Source organism: Paenibacillus plantarum, assembly GCF_013141695.1.
Taxonomy (GTDB): domain Bacteria; phylum Bacillota; class Bacilli; order Paenibacillales; family NBRC-103111; genus Paenibacillus_E; species Paenibacillus_E plantarum.
The window spans coordinates 130,556-149,906 of record NZ_WHNY01000009.1 but is presented as its reverse complement, the minus strand read 5'-3'; the positions used below and the strand labels follow the sequence as shown (position 1 = coordinate 149,906).

13 protein-coding genes are annotated in these 19,351 nt (G+C 36.5%); all 13 read right to left on the bottom strand.

Annotated features, from left to right (window positions below):
* Positions 1-2,303, bottom strand: a 2,303-nt coding sequence (locus GC096_RS04325; protein ID WP_312886184.1) for a beta-ketoacyl synthase N-terminal-like domain-containing protein, incomplete at its 3' end; no start/stop codon positions are given.
* A complete protein-coding gene (gene fabD, locus GC096_RS04320; protein WP_171629069.1) occupies positions 2,272-3,516 on the bottom strand; it encodes an ACP S-malonyltransferase in 1,245 nt (414 codons plus the stop codon). The genes GC096_RS04325 and fabD, both read right to left, overlap by 32 nt.
* A 26-nt stretch (positions 3,517-3,542) precedes the next feature.
* Positions 3,543-6,386 carry an AMP-binding protein gene (locus tag GC096_RS04315; protein WP_171629068.1) on the bottom strand — a complete coding sequence of 948 codons (2,844 nt, stop codon included), beginning with the start codon at positions 6,384-6,386 and terminating at the stop codon, positions 3,543-3,545.
* 37 nt (positions 6,387-6,423) lie between these two features.
* The gene (locus GC096_RS04310; RefSeq protein WP_171629067.1) at positions 6,424-7,833 is read right to left on the bottom strand and encodes a condensation domain-containing protein; all 1,410 of its coding nucleotides are present in this window, start codon (positions 7,831-7,833) and stop codon (positions 6,424-6,426) included.
* Entirely contained in the window at positions 7,826-8,557 is a 732-nt protein-coding gene (locus GC096_RS04305; protein WP_171629066.1) for a thioesterase II family protein, read from the bottom strand. The genes GC096_RS04310 and GC096_RS04305 overlap by 8 nt, the downstream gene beginning before the upstream one ends.
* 50 nt (positions 8,558-8,607) lie before the next feature.
* The gene (locus GC096_RS04300) at positions 8,608-11,718 is read right to left on the bottom strand and encodes a cyclic peptide export ABC transporter (protein WP_171629065.1); all 3,111 of its coding nucleotides are present in this window, start codon (positions 11,716-11,718) and stop codon (positions 8,608-8,610) included.
* Between the two features lie 20 nt (positions 11,719-11,738).
* Positions 11,739-12,764: a BtrH N-terminal domain-containing protein gene (locus tag GC096_RS04295; RefSeq protein ID WP_171629064.1), complete on the bottom strand. Its 1,026-nt coding sequence runs from the start codon at positions 12,762-12,764 to the stop codon at positions 11,739-11,741.
* Between the two features lie 50 nt (positions 12,765-12,814).
* The gene (locus tag GC096_RS04290) at positions 12,815-13,510 is read right to left on the bottom strand and encodes a 4'-phosphopantetheinyl transferase family protein (RefSeq protein WP_171629063.1); all 696 of its coding nucleotides are present in this window, start codon (positions 13,508-13,510) and stop codon (positions 12,815-12,817) included.
* A 23-nt stretch (positions 13,511-13,533) separates the two neighbouring features.
* Positions 13,534-14,697 (bottom strand): iron-containing alcohol dehydrogenase, encoded by a 1,164-nt coding sequence (locus GC096_RS04285; RefSeq protein WP_171629062.1) that lies wholly within the window; start codon positions 14,695-14,697, stop codon positions 13,534-13,536.
* 212 nt (positions 14,698-14,909) lie between these two features.
* Positions 14,910-15,704, bottom strand: a complete 795-nt coding sequence (locus GC096_RS04280) for an aspartate/glutamate racemase family protein (protein WP_171629061.1) — start codon at positions 15,702-15,704, stop codon at positions 14,910-14,912.
* Positions 15,705-15,869: 165 nt separating this feature from the next.
* Positions 15,870-17,195, bottom strand: coding sequence for a radical SAM protein (locus tag GC096_RS04275; protein ID WP_171629060.1), 1,326 nt, complete (start codon positions 17,193-17,195; stop codon positions 15,870-15,872).
* A gap of 89 nt (positions 17,196-17,284) precedes the next feature.
* Positions 17,285-18,199: an amidohydrolase family protein gene (locus tag GC096_RS04270; protein WP_171629059.1), complete on the bottom strand. Its 915-nt coding sequence runs from the start codon at positions 18,197-18,199 to the stop codon at positions 17,285-17,287.
* A complete protein-coding gene (locus GC096_RS39295) occupies positions 18,196-19,344 on the bottom strand; it encodes a glycosyltransferase (RefSeq protein ID WP_171629058.1) in 1,149 nt (382 codons plus the stop codon). Before GC096_RS39295 ends, GC096_RS04270 begins: the two co-directional genes overlap by 4 nt.
* Between the last annotated feature and the right edge of the window lie 7 nt (positions 19,345-19,351).

Below are 19,351 nucleotides of genomic sequence, written 5' to 3'. Positions count from 1 at the left end.
GGTTTAAACAGTTTCTTCGATTTTTCGGCTAAGCTTTGTGCTAATTTATCTACTGTTGGATTTTTTAACAAGTCTGATACTTCTAAATTTGTATCCAACATCTCATTAAGCATATTCACTATACGTAACGCTTGTATAGAGTCTCCGCCTAATCGATAGTAGTCATCATAAATATTGATCGAATCATACCCTAATAATTTACCCCAAACATTAGCGATAACCAGTTCCTGTTCCGAATACAATTCTTCGATTTTTCCGAGGACTGTGACATGTTGCATCTTTTTTAGAATCGGAATTTTATGTTGCTTCTTTGCAGAAACACGTTCTTTTGTTTCAAGGGTTACTCCATTAAGATCATCATTTTGTATCCAGCATCTTTGGGCTTCGAAAGAGTAGGTAGGTAAGCTTATTCTGCGGCGTCTTTGGCCTTTATACAATAAATCCCAGTTTAAATCGCAACCTTCAGTATACATCCTACAAATTTCTATTAGAGTCTCCCTATGGAATCCAATTTTTATTAACTCCATGACTCTCTGATCTGTCCACTCACTGCGATCCTTTTGATATTCTAATGCCTGGTCATTAATGGTCTTATAATGAATTTCCTCGTCTTTAATTTGATACCATTCAATACTTTCGAGTTGCTTTAACTTTTTCTCAAGATCGGTAATATCTTCAAAAATTAATGCTAATCGATGAGAATAGTGGCCTCTGCCCGTATTTGTTGTAAAACAAAGATCGTCAATATTAACTAGCTCATTTCGTTCAAGGAAACTTCTATACTTAGAAACTAATATTTTTAATGATTTTTCAGTTAAACTGGATATGGCTAGCACACGTAAGGATGAGTACTGTGTTTCCTGATCATTCCAGAAGCTAGGCGCCTCTTCAAGAATAACATGAGCATTAGTACCACTCAGTCCTAAAGAAGTAATGCCACACCTTCTAGGTCCAATAGATTCCCAAGGGATCAGAGCGCGATTCACATAAAGTGGAGAATCTTCGAAATCAATATTGCGATTTGGTGTTTTAAAGTACAAGCTGGCTGGTATCTGCTGATGCTTAAGTGATAATACGGCTTTTAACAACCCCGCAATACCCGCGGCTGTGTCCAAATGCCCCATATTTGTTTTAACAGATCCTACTGCACAAAATTGCTTTTTTCGGGTATATCGACTAAACGCATCTTTTATTCCCTTTACCTCAATAGGGTCACCTAGTTTTGTCCCTGTACCGTGCGCTTCGATATAGTCTATTGTTTCGGGATCAACTCCCGCATCTGACCATGCCTTGTCTATAACTTCCTCTTGTGCTTTCGCATTTGGAGTGGAGATGCTTGCCGAAGTACCATCATTATTGATGGCACTACCTTTAATTACAGCATATATATTATCTTTATCTTCTATCGCAGTACTTAATGGTTTTAAAAGCATAACGACGCAGCCTTCTCCCCCACCTGAACCATCAGAATCATCATCAAATACCATTGCCCTTCCATTAGAAGATACAATTCCGATATCTGAGCTTCGAATATCTTCATGGGGAAGTATGCTTAGGCGGATGCCTCCAACTAAGGCTACTGTACATTCCTTATTTCTTAATGATTGCAAAGCAACATGGACGGCAACGAGTGAAGAAGAACATGCAGTGTTAATAACCATATTCGGACCTTTAAAATCCATATAATGTGAGATTAAGCTAGCTAATACGGATGGTAAGTTTCCAATTAAAGAATCCGAAAGTGAGGCAGGATCTACCTCTTCTATTATTTTTTTATATTCTAGCCTCGGATTAAACCCAGCAAAGACACCGACATTTTTTCCAACTAGTTTATTCCCACCATAACCGGCATCTTCGATCGCTTTCCATGTCATTTCGAGAAAGATACGGTGATGAGGATCCATTAAGGCAGCTTGTCTTGGCGACATTCGAAAAAAACTATAATCGAATGTGTCAATGCTATCGAGATAGGCTGCAATGGGATAATTTTCTTCTACATGATCACTCTTGATTGTTTGATAAGCTTCTATATCTTTACGCCGTGAATATGGAAGATCTCTAATCAAGTCTTTGCCGTTACTTAGAAGATCCCAGAACTCCTCAACATTGTCGGCCATTGGCAATTTAGCCGAAACACCGATAATTGCAATATCATTGTCGTTAGTTTCTTCAATATATACGTTATCCTTGTGATTCCATTCAAAGCGACCCAATTGATCTAGATTGAGCAAGAGATTCCCTCCCTGCGGCAAACCCGTTTTCATACTAATTTTATCTATGTACGGCGAGGTTAAGATCAGCACACTCAATGCCCGTTGCTCCTGAAATTTCTTGATATATAGATTTTTGTTCTTCTTCAGGCACCATTTTAGTATTTAGAGCGTTAATAAGCATAATTTTCGCCTTTTCTACTTGCTCCATCGTAGCCTGGGCACCATTATCCTTTAGTAAATAGTACATCTCTTTGACTTCTTTGTATGGCTTGGCGACACCCGCTTGGTACTCGGTATCATTCCAGTTTCGATTTCTTGTACAAACAACAGCGGCTACACATTTCTCTATAAACAAAAAAGCGTTCGAATGATCGAACGTTTGGTTTACTGATTGCATTAAGATATTGACGTCGTTTTCATTGTCATAAGAATAAGTTGCCATCCTTGGACAGTTCTCCTTAGCCAGATTCTTAAGAATCATTCGAGGGCCTATCTCTACTATTCTCTCGACAGACATGTTAAGGAGAAAATCCATTGTTTTTTCCCATTGGACCGGCTTAAGGATTTGTTCCGCCAAAAGTTCTTGTAAATCCTTAGTATCATAGGGTAGACCAGTAATATTTGAGATAACTGGCCATCTCGTTTCGTTAAAAGTATATTTATTTAGTTCATTTTTAAACTGAACAGCCGCCTCCTGCATGAGAAAGCTATGAAATGGAGCTTTTATTTCAAGTGGGAATACCCTTGCACCCATTTGCTCAAGCTCTGTACTAACTACTTGAACAACTTCCTTATTGCCTGACAGCACTACTTGTTCAGGTGAATTATAATTTGATATGACGACCTGATTTACATACCTCTCACATACTTGTTTTACAATGTTTGATGAAATCCCAAGTATGACGCACATAACTCCTTTGTTTTGCTTAATTGCTTCTTGCATAAATTTAGCTCTAGCAGAAACAAGATTTAACCCATCCCGAAACTCAATTACCCCAGCTGAAGTAAGAGCTGCATATTCCCCTAAACTGTGTCCTGCAACGTAACTTGGTACAATGCCAATCTCTTGTTCATAAGCATAGAACATAGCCATGCAAGTAGTATATAAAGCAACTTGTGTGTTTTCCGTCTGCGATAATTCTTGGCTGCTTCCTTCTAAACAGAGCTTTATCATATCTCTTCCAAGAATATCACTCGCTTCTTCAAAGGTTTGTTTAGCCTTAGGGAAAAGATCATATACTCGTTTACCCATACCGGAATACTGGGAACCTTGCCCAGGGAAAAGTAACGCTAATTGATTCATTTCCTTAGTTCCACCCTTCCTTCTAATTATGTTAAATTCTCTACAAGTGCCCCCACATAATGAATAAACTTACGTAGCCATTCACCTATACTTTCGGAGTTCAAGCGAAACCTATTGTATCGTAGTGTGATGTTTATGGTCCTATCCTCTTTACGAATTCCAAGGATCATATCAAATGTTTTTAACCATTCATGATCAAACTGATGGGAAGATGCGTCATAAACCATTGGAAGGATTAGGGTCGATTCCTTTGGTAGTCGCATTTTATTCAAAGCATATATATTAGGTTTTTTTGAACTTTTAAGGTGGCGATCTACATGGGACGACAACGTATTGAAATCAGTAATTTCTTTGAGATTCACTTTTACAGAGTAGAAATTATTCTTGTTGTCTATCGTCTGTACATTTACCACATTCTCACCGCTGACAAGTGATAGTGAGTGTATGTATGCTGCTGCTATAATGACCCACTCTTGAGTAATGCTTGTTTTGGATATTTCAGCTAATCTTTTTGAAACTACTGGCGTAAACGTATAGGATAGTGTAGCGTTATTATTCCTATCACCATGATTAAATTTAAAAAAAGATTTCGGCATAAGCAAAGCAATATTGTGTACATTGTCGTTATTTATATTACTTTCAATCGTACCTTGATTCAGATCTAATTCTGCGATTCTATGGGCCAGTTTATCGATTGTAGGATAAGCTAAAATATCCGGTGCGCTGATTTTTCCTGGATATAAGCGATGAAGTTCAGCAACTAATTTTAGTATCTGAATAGAATTCCCGCCCAGTTCTAGAAAAGACCTATTTGTTGTAATGACGTCAATATTAGTTATTTTTTTCCACGCAGCAGAGATTTTTTCTTTGATCTCTTTGTGTAAATCAATTTGATTAATATTCTCGTCAGATTGATGGAATAACTCAATCCAGTGAGATAAGATTTCCATTTGCTGTACGAATCCGCCAATAATCTCGAAAGCACCATTATGACGTTGTCTTGCAATCGTTTCTGTATGTATAGTATGTCCATCTGACCAGCATCGACTAGACATCATGGTCTTTACATCTATTTGATTACTATCGTTTCTTGATAGACTGTTTCCCATAATAACAAGCTTACCCGGTAATCCATTTGCCTGTAATTGACCATCTGGATCAATAATATATAGTTGATAAGGGAATGCTGGGTAACCAATAACCCATGAACCATAGTCATAACAATCTCCGGAATTGCAGGTGGCAACATATCCTATTACTTCTGAAGGCCCGTAGGTATATAATATTTCCGTTTTTCCGTGCCATTGTTCGATCAAGTTCTTATCACGAATATCTCCAATGACAATCAGCTTCTTTAACGAATGGTTTCGGTTTGGATTTAATAGATTCAAGTATATCGAAGGAATCATCAACGTGGTGATATGTTTTTCGCTAATAAAGCTCTCAAGTGACCATTCATAGTTTTGCTCAATTGGTGCAGTTAGATTTAATGTGGCCCCAGTCAAGAGACATAATAACATTTGTCTGAAAAACTCAATGCTCGTATGCTTAGCTAACATTGCAACTTGATCCTGTTCATTCCACCCAAGATACTGTTCATTGAAGTCCAAGAGATCGATCGCACTGCCATGTTCTATCATGACACGATATAATTTTTGTGATGAATCTTGAACGTATAAAATGCATGCCAGGTCATCGCAGATGTTAGTGCACGCTAGATTTTCAACAACTAATAATGGATCCATCGCTTTATTAATATTAATTACAGTTTTATTAGAAGGAAATTCAATTAAATCATTGGTAACAACAAAACATTGACCCTCTTTTAAGAGGTTCTCTATATGATCAGGTGGAAGTGAAGGATCTATTATTGTATAGTATCCACCAGACTTCAATACACTGAATATTGCTATCAATAGATTAATTGAAAGACTCATCACAATCGCCACAGGTTGTTCTCTGGTTATGCCATGAGATCGAAGCACCCTTGCAAAATGGTTGGCCTGCAAGTTTAGTTCGTTATATGTTATGCAATGCTCGCCCATCCTAGCAGCGATATTCGCAGATGTTCTTGATACTTGTTCTTCAAATCTTTGATGGATTGCTTTATCTAATTTACGTGTACTAAATGGAAGTTTTTTAAACTGATGATTACAATAGTTCCTTTCAAACAAGCAACACTCAGATATAGTGTTCTCAAAATTAAAGACCATATATTGAAGTAGTCTCACATATGCTTGAAGAAACGCGTTAGCTATATTGCCAAGCCCTCTGTTATAAATCAACTGAAGCTTCAGCCCATTCCCGTGTTTTTTACATACTATTGTCAAAGAATTTTGTAAGGATTCAATATCCTTGAGAAGTTCAAGATCATGAATACCTCCCATAACGAGCATAACTTCAGATATAGTTTGATCCTGCTTCAGGCTAATACTGCTACGATGCCAAGGATAATATTGATATTTATACCCATCCGATAGAGTTTGTCTTATAGCAAATAAAGCTGCTTTTAATGTCATGTCCGGACGAATGGTATCCCTAAGTGGAATAATCCTATTCAGCTTAGAAGTACCATATACTGGAGAAGTGACCACAATATCCTGTTGACCAGTACATTTATATATCAAAATCTTCAAAGCAGTTAAAAGCAGAGAATTTAGAGCTATTTCGTTGTTATTAGCAACGTTCTGTAATCTTGTTACAAGATCATCATTAACTAATAGTTCATAATACGTAAAAACACTATTTTTTTCTGGTAAATCTCTTTCCTGGAACGGAAAAAGCTTTGACAACGTCAGCCCTGCTAACTTTTGATCCCAGTACAATTTGGCACCTAGGATCTCCAAAGAACCTTGTGTATGTTGGGACATATGACCATCACCTTTTTCGATATTAAAGCAGGTTATACTAAAAACTAAAATCAAAGTCGATAAATCCAATAAGTTCTTGTGCTTCCTTCAGCATTTCTTCTTTTTCTTCATCTAATAACAGTTCAATCTCTGAAAGTAATGTATTAGGTTTACTTGTTATTTTTCTAAGAATTTGAATCACATAATCCGATACAAGTCTGATTGTTTCTTCGGTATATTTTGCCGAATCATACTGTATAGTTAATCGGTTTGTATGTGGCAAGAATACGCCTAATAAGAGAGGAAATTCTGTTATTTCTTTCATTTCATATGACTGGATTGATAATTCAGCCTCTTTATTACGCAGCCAAGGGTTCATATTTAACGGATAATTCTCTACAACTACAACGGAATCAAATAAAGTTTCATTGGGATTTAGTTCACAACATGCCCTGATTTTTGACAAACTTGTATTCTCCCACTTCATCCAGTTTCTTTTCAATTCTGCAATATGCGTGATTATCTCATTAACTCGTGAACCCTCATTTAACTTAACTCTTAATGGGAGTGTATTAATAAACAAACCAATCATATTATCAATATGTCCTAATTCCGCATTTCGTCCTGATACAGTTATTCCAAATACGACATCGCTAGCTCCAGTAAGCTTACATAGAAGTATCGCCCATACCGTATACACTAACTCTGCCATAGTAGAGTCTTGTTCTTTAAAAAAAGTATCTAATTTGGTAAGTAAATCTGTGGGTAATTCGAAATCATATGAAGAAAACTCCCTTGTTTGATCCTGTACAAACACAGGACTTGTCGGCAAAGGGGCTTTAGCTATAAATCCTTTTAAGTAATTCTTCCAAAACGTGGTTTGCTGTTCTTCATCTTGTGCTTTGCACCACTTAACGAAATCTCTATACTTACGTTTTCTTTGTATCTGAATAACATTGCCTCTCTTAAGATCTTCATACGTAGTAAACAGCTCTCTGATAAGGAGTCCATTGCTCCAACCATCGTATAATATATGATGCCATTGGATGATCAATTCGACTCGTTTTTGATTAACTACGTATAGTACAATCACAACCGGATGTTTACTAATATCAATCTTTTCAGACCAAATTCGTTTTTTTATCTTATCTAATGACTCCTCAACATCTGATTGGTCTTTGTAATCGTATCTCACAATTGGAATTTGGTAATCTTTTAGGACAATTTGTACTGGGTTGGTAAGCCCCTCCCATCGATAGATGGTTCTTAGCATTTCGTTATTTTTCGTTACGATGTTGCAGGCTTGCTGAAAAATAGGAATGTCTAAATCTCCGTCCATACTTAAGGATAGCTGCGCCACATAACAATGACTCTCAGGTTGGCTAAGATAATGATATAGGATACCGAGTTGCATGGGACTAAGTCCTACTATATCCTCCACATTATTTCGATCCAAAGTATTATTCATGATATTGGACCTCCCAAGTATCGGAGTTTCGATTAATTAACTCAGCCGTATCGTTAATAATTTCAGAAACTTCTTTTAATTTATCATTGATATAAAAGTGACCGCCTTCAAATTCTACAAACCGACATGTTTTAAAAGTCATGTTCTCCCAACCTTGCATCATCCTCCTATCTTTGTCCTCCTTTCCCCACATCACAGTAATATCTATATAAATAATTTCATCCTTTAATTGACCCTTGTCGATCATTGTTAAATCACTTCTGATTATCGGCAAAAAGTGTTCAAACAATTTTGGATCGTCAAAAAAATGGGAAGGAGTCCCTCCCCATTTTTTCAACTCATTCAGTAATTCTTGATTCGACATTTTGCTATACTGCGTAGTTTCACTGATGTAAGGCGGGTTTTTCGCGGAAAAGAAAACATGTACTGGCATTTTCTTTGTACTCTTTACTAATTTCAGACAAACTTCATAAGCGATGAGCGCACCCATACTATGACCAAAAATAAAATAAGGTTCATCATTAATTTGGTCAGTTATTTGACGGTATACATCTTCAACAGCATCATCCATACTGGAATAAAAGGCATCATTCGTTCTTGATCCTCTACCAGCAAGTTCAATTGGGCAAACGACCCAGGATGAATCTAATAAGCGATTAAATCTTAAATAATAACCTGCAAGCCCACCAGCATATGGAATACAGAATAATCTTTTTCTTTTCAAAACAATACGCTCCCTTGAACAAAAGTGCTTTTTAGTCATTAAACCTATTATCAAGAAGCTCGTTTAATCTGCCCTAACTCCATTTCCATTATTTTATCAGCTTTATCGAAATAACGATCATCATGGGTGATAACGATGATACATTTTCCTTTCTCTCTGAGATCCTGTAACAAGTCGTTATAGAAAAACTCACGGAAAACGGGTTCTTGATCCGCAGCCCACTCATCAAAGAAATATATATCCCTATCCTCGAGGTAAGTAAGCAACAGTGCCAATCTCTTCCTTTGACCTGTCGAAAGCTGCGTTGTTGAGAAGAATCCATCATTAATAGAAACCTTATCTTCGATACGAAGGATCTTTAAATACTTCTCAATCTCATTCGCTTTTTCTTCATACTGGATTCCGTATAATTTAGTAAATAAGTAATAATCATTAAATACAGCTGAATAATTTTGACTTAGTTGTTCAGGAGTAATCTTTATATCATTTAGATAAACATTACCGCTAATTGGGTGATACAGGCCAGTAAGGATATGACCCAAGGTTGTTTTTCCGCTTCCATTTCCCCCTGTAATAAAGGTAACTTCACCCGATCTGAATTCACATTTTATAGGTCCAACTTTAAATTGATTTCCGGATTCGTTAGCGTATGAATATGATACGTTCTCTAATTTTAAATGAATCGATGACTCAGACTTTACAACCTCAGCTGACGTTTTCTCGTGATTACTAAGCTCCTGAATTAAAGAATTAATCCGTTTATAACTTACATTAGTACGGATGAGCTCAGGTATGATACTCAAAACACTATTCACTGGACCCGTCATATATAGAAAGATAAAGATATAATTACGAAGTTGTAGCGACTCCATGTCTTTAAATACTACTGGGAAAACAAAAACAACGATTCCAATTACGACTGTAAAGAGTAGTTCCCCTGCAACAAATACGTTCGCAAAAGCCAATGCCGCTTTTACCTTCTGATCACGATATTCTTCACACTTTTTAACCATATCCGATCCAAACTCATCTTGCTTCTTTTGATTGATCTTTAGCACCTTAAATCCACCGATCAGATCATTAATGTATCGAAAAAAAGCATTCTGAATATCACGCGTGTGTTCATAGATGTGATTGGCATATTTTCCAACCATAAAATAACATAGTGCAGCTAAAACTATAATTCCAAATGACAATAAGAAACCGTAGAAATTAATAAGACCGATGTAGATAAAGCAAACTATTAAAGTGACAACACTAGTGAAAGCGGTCACTATTAAATTCGCAACAACACTCATAGTTTCTGTATCATTATTTAGTCCTGCATGAATCTTTCCATCTTCTAGGCGTTGGATTTTTTCGTACGGAGCTTCTTGAATTTCTTTAATTAGTGTTATTCGTTTTTCATAAACAATCTGATTCGTAATTTTCAGCAACCGTACACGTACTAATCGTTGTCCAACTACATAAAGGATAAGCCCCATTAAGAAAAACAACATTAATGCGTATTGAAACTTTTCAATATCTCTAGCGAATGTCTCATTAATAATAATAATTAGTAGAGCGTTGCCAAGGCCACTCACTATACTTAATACAGAGACTAAAAAAAGTGATTTTTCATTTTCCTTTGGATATATGCCAGTCATCATGAACAGTAGACAAAATCCGAAAATGGCTATAAACACTGCAATAACAGCAGGCATTATACTGCTAGGGGCCCATACTTTCACAAAGCTCCATGGTAGATCAAAAAACATAAGGTTGGGGAGTTCATAAAGACAATAACCCAAACCTGATAAAAATATTAATATATAGAACGATTCAAAACAGATCCGCTTAATAGTTTTAACTCGCCGCCTCTGTTTCTTAACGATTTGGTGAGCACAAACAACTAGCAAAGATACTATAGATAGAATCATAGTTATAGAAACTATTAATGCTAAAACTGCAACTTTGTCGTAGTACTGAGCAGAGTCTGAAACGTTTTTTATTTGTTTCCTTCCTGCCAATATGTTCATTACATCTTGACCAATCGCATACGTAAATGAGGAACTAATATTAGCGAGCACTCCAACTCCCAATTGTTCACCAGGTCTCAATGTTATATATGAAGAAAAATTAGGATTCTCTCCGCTATGTCTCCATTCGCCATCTCCACTTTGTACAATAGTCCAACCTGCTGCATACGAGGAGCCATCAGGCATCGGAGCCACACTTCGATCAGGTAAATGAGACAGTTCAAACAGTTTTTTATAAGATTCGCTGACATTTTCAGATTTAATTCCAAGTTGAAGTTTCATCCACTTTGCTAAATCTATTGCATTTGTCAAAATATACCCAGCAGGTAAGTTTCCTCGATATTCCGGAGCATCATACTCTCTTGCTTGGAAATAATTGTACTTATATCCTGTAGCCAGATTATCCAATTCCTCTTGATTTCGAGGATCTACTTGAGTATGGTGTAAGCCTAGAGGTTCTATGATCTGTTTCATGATATATTCTTCATAAGACATCTTAGTTACTTCACTTATTACTTGTCCCAGAACATCATAATTTAACGTTGCATATTGAAATTTAGTTCCTGGATAAAAATCAAGCTCTTGGTTGATTAATGTTTTCACGGTTTGTTCAAGAGCATCCTCACGACTTGATTCAGGGATCTGACCTATTGTTTTAAAAGGAATTCCACTTGTATGATAAAGAAATTGACTAATGGTAACGTCAACATAATCATCAACATATTGGCTACCATATTCACCAGAATATTTCATCTCAAGCCATGGCAGGTACTTTTGCACGGGTGCGTTTAAATCAATACTTCCTTCTTCCGCCAGTTTTAATATGGCCATCCCAGTAAATGCCTTCGAATTAGACCCTAGTTCAAATAATGTATCTAAAGTGACAGATCTCTTTGAATTGACGTCTGCATAACCATAACTTTCAGTAAATATTTCTCGGTCACCTTGTACGACAACGACAGATAGTCCTGGGATCTTACCTTTTTCCATATACTTCTCAATCACTTTATCGATCTTTAAAAATTCTTTATCAGTGATTTTAGATGAGTTGTCCGCTAAAGAAATTGTTTCTGCTGATACTTGGTTAGATACTAGTATTAAAGATATAACGAATAGCAATACTACACTTCGTAGTAATTTCATATTAGTCCCCCCTTTCTTCATTACTTTATTGTTTGAACCTCATCCCTAATTAAACATATGATTCGTAAGATCTCTGCTTCTTGCTTTAGTACTTGTTGAATTTCAACATCTAATGTGACAGTTTCTTTGAGATAATGCCGAATCAAGGCTTTATTCGCTATATCTGTCCATTTATTTATCAAATCCTTCTTTAATTGATGTAGTTTTTGAACAGATTCCGTATCGACTAAATTATTATCCAATAATTTCAGAAACTCGGTGTAAAAAGTGTCTTTATACTTTACTGCCCTAAGAAAAATAAAATCTATCTGTTTGGTTATATCTAGTTCTTCTTCTATTATTCCATCAATGATTTGTTTATTTATCCGCTCAATGTACTCTAATTCCTTGTAGGTACCTTTATATCTACGGTCAATAAACCACTCAAGGATATCAAGTAGTAAATCACGATCTTTCGGGTAATCTTTATCTTCTAATCTGTAAATACTCCAAATCGAAGAAACATTCAATTTCTCTTTTGCAGACAAGTACAATTGTTCTATAAGAGGGAAACTAAATGTAAATTCCTCATACCTAAGTGTTGTTATATTTTTTTTATGATTACTATCGATAACAGAGTAAGCCTGTTTTACTTCGTTATATCCATTAATAAGGAACAAGTGTTTCCAATCATTTGTTTGGTAGTGTTCTGAATAATTAAGTTCATGTAGATTCCCAGGCACCATCACAGGATGCCCTTCACTTAAGAGTTGTTTGATAACTCGATGGACATCTTCTACTTCCTCATCCTGAATTACAACTTCAAAACCAAGTTTTTCTTTTATGATGTAAGACAAAGCATCATTAAAGTCCACAGTATAAAATATAGAATGGGAATCCAATGATGAAAAACGATAACTTTGAAACATCTTCAAATATGTTAAGAAGTAGCTTTGAAACATTTCTTCTTCATTGCTAAGTATCAAACCTAAAGGTTTTTCAAAACAGTTTGTATAATCAAAGGTATATAGATTATTCGAAGTACTTAATCCGATTGTATAATTCATCACTAAGACTCCCCTATTTAATATCACTAAAAAACTTTGATCCATTTCTCTCACTTTTTGATAAAGTGCTCATACAAGTTTTGCATCTCAATCAATTGAATCTCGTCTTGAAATTCATTGCATTTTGCACATACCGCGAGTTTATAATTTCGATCTAATTCATATTGCTTAAAATAGTAATCATCAGGATCTACTTTTGACGTAACAGTTATATATCCCTTTTTGTTAAATTTAATGCTGAAGGAATTTAACGGAATGGAAAGTCCTTTGCCAACAGCTTTGATATAACTTTCCTTTAAAGTCCATATGTTATAAAAATGATTGATTTTCTCGCTTTCTTTCTTATGGTTTAGACTGACAATCTCCTCAAAAGCAAAAAAACGATCCGCTAATTTTAAATCGATCGGCTGTATTTGTTCCACATCAATTCCTAAGGGTTGATTGTCAATACAACAAACAACCCAATTACCTGAGTGGGATATATTAAAATGCATCTCATTGTCTAGTAACAAAAATGGTTTCCCATAGGGATTTACCCCGAATCTTATATCTTTATTCGATAGATTTAATTTCTGGCTTAATAAATATCTAATTAAGATATCACCAGCCAATACTCTTTGTGCATCCTCTAGTCGATAATATCTTTTGATTCGGGATCCCTTTTCACTTGATACCAAAGTAAGTAAATGATTAAATTGTTCTTTGCACCAAAAACTATTTAATTTCACTGCATATACTTCAACCATATTATTCTCCAGAAGATTCAGTACTACAAAGAACTTTCTAATATACTTCTGATATCCGCCTTATTGAGTTTCTTAAATGTTCCGATAGGGCCAAATTTGACTGCTGCTTCAGTCATCAAATCAAACTTCTCATTTCCGACACCTAATTCTCTAAGTGTTGTAGGTGCTCCGATTCTCTTAAAGTATGTTCTCGTCGCCTCAATCCCTTCCAAGGCGATTTGTTCGTCACTTTTCCCTACCGGATCAATATTCCATACTCTAGTCGCATATTGAACAAAACGGTCCACCCGTTCAAGATAAACATACTTCATCCAGTTTGGAAAAATAACCGCGAGACCTTTTCCGTGCGCGATATCGTAGTATGCACTTAATTCATGTTCAATGCTATGAGATGACCAATCGCTTACAACTCCAGTTGATAATGTGCCGTTTAGTGCATAAGTCCCAGCAAGAAGTAAATTTGCACGCGCTTCATAATTTTTACTGTCTGTAATTACCTTTTCTCCGTTTTCAATAATAGTAAGAAGGAGCGATTCTGCAAATCGTTCCTGTAATGGGGTATCGGTAGTTTTACTGAAGTATTGTTCGAATACGTGGGACATCATATCTATAATCCCATTCACAGTTTGTTCAGGTGATACTGTTAAGGTGAGCTTTGGGTCAAGAATAGAGAACTTTGGAAATAACCACTTGCTAACCATAGATCTCTTCAACTTTCTATCCCAATCCGTAATAACTGCACCACTGTTCATTTCCGAACCAGTAGCAGCTAAAGTTAAAACAGCTCCAACTGGTAATGCATCCCGAATAACTGCCCTATATTCTATAAAATCCCATACGTTTCCATTGTAAAGAGCACCCGCTGCGATTGCCTTTCCTGTGTCAATAACGCTTCCACCTCCTACCGCTAGTATAAAATCGATTTTTTCCTGCTTACAAATCTCAATGCCTTCGTTAACCTTTGATAGCTTGGGATTTGGTTCAACACCAGACAACTCGTATACTGAAGCTTCGATACCATTTAGTTGCACTAACACTTCATCGTAAAGTCCTGTCCTTTTAATACTTCCCTCGCCATATACGAATAAAATCCGATTTCCATAAGGTTCAATTAACTCTGCAAGTTGCTTAACTTTTCCTGCTCCAAATAAGATTTTAGTTGGATTATGCAATTCAAAAGAGTTCATTTGCGGATTCCCCTTAAAGCAGATTTAATATCCATGCCGTAACTTTATTAAATCGTACTTGGGTCAATCTTAGTTGATCCAAGATGTAATAATCCAGTTCTAGACTTACCCAAAAATAAGCTGAATGAAATACAGTCCTATCCTATCTTCATAGCGAGTAATGGAAATTTAGATTCTAGAGTATAAAACTTACTTAAGTTAGGGACTATTATTTATAAACTATGATTAATTGCTGTAAGAAGTTTATATTCAATGAGCTTATCTGGTTCAGCTTCAATAATAAGAGCCCTTGCTAGTACTAGCGATGAATCAATTACAGGTATACTTCTTATTTGCAAATTTGATATAGCTAAAGGTAACTCCGTGCACCCCAGGACAATACCTTCAGCCTGTTGCATCACTAATTCGTCTATTCCTATTCGCAGAGCTTGAATCGCATCATCAGAAGGGCTCCATGGCTGAACTTTAATTCCATTGTCTAAACTGTAGATAGAATTGTCTATCATCCATCTAGTATTTGGTGTAGGAACTAGAGGGGTTACTCCAACTTCCATTAAAGCCGTCGTGTATATCCCTGACTGGACAGTTGCAGATGTAGACAACACCCCTATTTTTTGAATACGTGGATAATATGAACGAATAAAAGTTGCTACTTCCTTAATAAGATGAAGTAACTTAACCCTACTACCAGCCCGTTCTAGCATGTTCATCAACTTATCGTAAATTATTGGAGCATGTGCTGTGTTACATGCTATACCTGCAATCTCTACACCAACTGACTCCATTTGGCGGATAATCTCGTACAATGAGTATGCAGGATTTTTACCGTTCCCATTTATTAAAAAGTCAGTTCGGTCCGTTACTCTCCCAGGCATGGAGAACAATACTAACGGAAGGTGATCTTGGTCTTTAGTTGCCCTTGTTTGCTCAAGTACCTTTCTAGCAAGGTCCACTCCCGCATGTGGGCCAACTCCCCCAACAATGCCAATAGTTTTGGGTTTGTCCATGTTTGTTCTTTCACCTCTATCCCTACTGAAAAACGATACCTAAGCACGATTTCGCAAATAAACCGAATCTGGACAACATTGATTACTTTGCAACGCGAATTCATATGTTCTTCTTCTGAAGAATTGTTTGCACTTTAGCACGGGAGTTGATGCGTATTCAAATGGCTAAACAAACAGAATGTTCTCTTCTGGGAGTTGCCGTAATTCCCGATTGAGAGTCGCCAACTTCCTCTCCCATTCTTCAGGCCATAGATCCTTAGCGATTTCCTCTCCAAGAATATTTAGCAACTGCCGTAATGAACCGACTTGTTGCTGTTTAACTATTAATGTAACATATTCTTCATAGCTTTTAGTGTTAGTCAGACGTTTAAAATTTTCGTTATAGGCTATTACATCTTTTTCCGCAGAAAATTGTTTGATCGCATTTTCAAATATATTAATACAATTAGTCATTTCATCATTTTGCTCGTAAAGCTTACGAATTTGCATGATATAAACAGGAAAATTAAATGGACTCATTACAAATTGTGGTATAAATTCAGGTCTTTCATTACAAATTTGTCGAATGGACTCTGCTACTGTAAATATTGACGGTATACCAGTCTCCTCACCTTTTACAATTCCTAGTGAATCCAATCTTTCATTATTTTTCAACCTGCGGTGTAAATATCCCTGAAGAGTCATTTCTTTACGACATAACGGTGAGCAAAGAATATGGTCTGCACCAAGTTCACAAAGTTGGTAAAAGGATTCTTTAAATAATAGCAGTGACATCTCTTCTGTTAAGCCAGGAATTCCGATAAGTACATTGGCGCTCACCTCACATCCTGTCTCGTGTATGATACCAATTGCCTCTACTATTTTTTCACCTTTTAAATTTTTATTAATCCAATGGTTTCGAACCCAGTCATTCATGACTTCGATTCCAACTTCTACTGACACCTTTTTCCCCATTTTCTCTTTCCATTTAATGATTCTGTCACGAGTAATACTATTGATTCTTGTTTCAAATATCGTCTTGTAAGGTCTTCTGCTAAACAAGCTTTCCTTAAATAACTCATTAAAAGCCTCGTCCGGAATTTCTTCAGGATTTAAACAATCATGTCCTGTAATTAATTCTACTGTAGCAGGTTTTGGGTTCTTCCCTCTAGCATGCTCAAAACTAAGTCTCATTGCTTGTGCATACAGGTCTGGTCTTCTCTCCTTAAGCAAGGTGACTATTGGTAGCATGTCAATATGGTGGGAAGTATAGTCGCACATACTACATCCTGCGAAAGTACCCTTCGAATGTTGGTGAGGACACGCTGATGTAAGCAACCTTGTCATATTTATTTCACGAGAGCTATGTAGTAAATTATCTGCACTTTCAAGACGCGCTGCAACAATATTGTATAATTCATCATCGGACAGTGTCACTACATTTCGATATATTTCATCATATTCTTTAGAAATAGGTTCCCAAATCTTACCAATAACTTCGGTGATGAACATAGGATTCACTCCTTAATTGTATTATTAAATATTTCTTCCATCTGTTACTTACTTTAATTAATGGATATACGTCTGGATATGACTATCTTTTATAAAGGAATCTTTCTCTGGTTAAATATTGAGAGCGCGTTACCGCTAAAAAACTTGTCTTTTTGACTCTCTGATAGCCCATCCATTTGCTGAAAGTACTGAACAGCTTCCTTCGAATTATTAAATAACGGCCAATCAGTCCCAAAGAGTATTCGATCCTCACAGCTTTGCATTAACTCTTGCACCCATTTGGGAAGCCTCGGTTCACTCTGTATGAGAGTTTGAAATCCCGAAACTTCCAAATAAATGTTATCTCTTTTTAAAGGTAAAAACTTACTTTGTTCAAAGTATACGAGTGCTGCATGCCCCAAAATAAAAGGCATTTGTTTAAATTGTGAAGTAATGTCAAGAACTGCGCACGGGTAACGGAACTCACTTCTCATAGAAGGTAACGATGGTCCGATATGCGTCAAAACCGGGAGGGAAAGTGCGTCGCATATTTCATAGAATGGATACAACTGCCTATCATCAAGATCAAATCCACATGGAGGATATAGTTTTAGACCACTAAAGCCATAATCCTCAATACCCTTTTGAAAAAGCTTTAAACCTTCTTTCCCCCTCCGTGGGTCAATGCCGGCAAAGACGCGTAAACGGTCTGGATAACGGCAAAGTGCCTCAAAATGAATATGATATAATTCGTCTATTGAATATTCCATATCATCTCGTTCAAACCCAAAGTCCGCCAAGAGAATGTTTGCTTGATCAATACCAGAATCATCAAGTCGCTGAATCATTCTTGAACAATCCATATCATTTAGGTTTCTTGCCACTAACTTATTCAAAAATTCACTACTAACATTTATACCACTATTAAGTAAAATTGATTCAGCGATGGAACTTTTTATACCCTCTACCCAATAATCTGGATAAATACGATAATCGGCTAGATGAACATGCATATCAATAATCATTGAGCACTTACACTTTCATTGGATGAAACGAAACGCTTCCAAATGCTATCAGCGATGGCCTCTGCCCCTCCAGGCATATCTGTATGCAGACCTTCAGTAATATGCTCATAATTCCAATTAGTTAGTACCTCTGATAACTTTGTAGAAAACTCTTGAAGGTTATTCACTATGACACCTGCTTTATATAATTCCAACCATTCGCCAACTCCCTTCTCTTGAAAGAGAAAGCCGTTAATCGCATCGATTAGCATCGGTTTGCGTGCATAAACACACTCAAAAAATGCATTTGCCCCAGGCTTTGTTACAACAACATCTGCCATTTGAATAAATTCATCCATTTGATCAGTATAGCCGACAACCTTCACTCTATCACCAGCAGTTTCGGCTACCCTGCTTGCCATTGAGTACAATGTTTCATTTTTACCGCTAATAAAAAGAACCTGAACTCCAGTAAATTCCTGCAAAAGGTTTTTTAAAAATTGAATATAATGGTAGGCTCCCTGTGAACCGCTATTAATGAGTACAATAGGAATATTTTGCTTCAATCCTATCCGCTCACGAATACTATTAATTTCCTCGACTGTAAATTCCCGTAGAAAACGAGGATGAACAGGATACGCTATATTTGTAATGATGTCTTTATCAATCCCTCGTTTACAAAGGAAGTTATAGACACGCTTGCCAGTGCAGAAAAAATGATCGGCTCCTAAAGCATCAAACCCAACTGAAACAGGATAAAAAGGGTCCGTAACGACAATATTATAGGAAATTGCATCCTTCATTTTCAACTCGTTTATTACACGCAGCATAGCGTGGTTGATAGTGTGAGAAGTAGAGATTAAAACATCATACTTGCGTTCTTGAAGGAAACTGACAATCGAGTCATAGGTCCCCCTGTAGAAATCCTCAGATAAATCGGGTCGGCTCATATACGAGTGTTCACTAAACTTGCTACACAATTCCGTCGAAGATTGAAGTAGAAAGTTGTAGTAGTTGCTCATTATTTTATTGCTGAACATTAACTCCTCAAAGAAATTCTCCCTAAGGAAAACGATAGCTCCTTTTTCTTCGAGTTTACTCATAATTGCTTTGGCAACACTAATGTGTCCATTTCCAGTAGCAGCCGATAGAATTCCAACGTTCACCGGATCA

What these genes read in the sequence shown, in the direction of transcription:
- GC096_RS04285 (WP_171629062.1), bottom strand. Translation starts at nt 14,697, where the DNA reads ATGAACTCTTTTGAATTGCATAATCCAACTAAAATCTTATTTGGAGCA.
- fabD (WP_171629069.1), bottom strand. Translation starts at nt 3,516, where the DNA reads ATGAATCAATTAGCGTTACTTTTCCCTGGGCAAGGTTCCCAGTATTCC.
- GC096_RS04295 (WP_171629064.1), bottom strand. Translation starts at nt 12,764, where the DNA reads ATGAATTATACAATCGGATTAAGTACTTCGAATAATCTATATACCTTT.
- GC096_RS04290 (WP_171629063.1), bottom strand. Translation starts at nt 13,510, where the DNA reads ATGGTTGAAGTATATGCAGTGAAATTAAATAGTTTTTGGTGCAAAGAA.
- GC096_RS04270 (WP_171629059.1), bottom strand. Translation starts at nt 18,199, where the DNA reads ATGATTATTGATATGCATGTTCATCTAGCCGATTATCGTATTTATCCA.
- GC096_RS04275 (WP_171629060.1), bottom strand. Translation starts at nt 17,195, where the DNA reads ATGTTCATCACCGAAGTTATTGGTAAGATTTGGGAACCTATTTCTAAA.
- GC096_RS04315 (WP_171629068.1), bottom strand. Translation starts at nt 6,386, where the DNA reads ATGTCCCAACATACACAAGGTTCTTTGGAGATCCTAGGTGCCAAATTG.
- GC096_RS04300 (WP_171629065.1), bottom strand. Translation starts at nt 11,718, where the DNA reads ATGAAATTACTACGAAGTGTAGTATTGCTATTCGTTATATCTTTAATA.
- GC096_RS04310 (WP_171629067.1), bottom strand. Translation starts at nt 7,833, where the DNA reads ATGAATAATACTTTGGATCGAAATAATGTGGAGGATATAGTAGGACTT.
- GC096_RS04280 (WP_171629061.1), bottom strand. Translation starts at nt 15,704, where the DNA reads ATGGACAAACCCAAAACTATTGGCATTGTTGGGGGAGTTGGCCCACAT.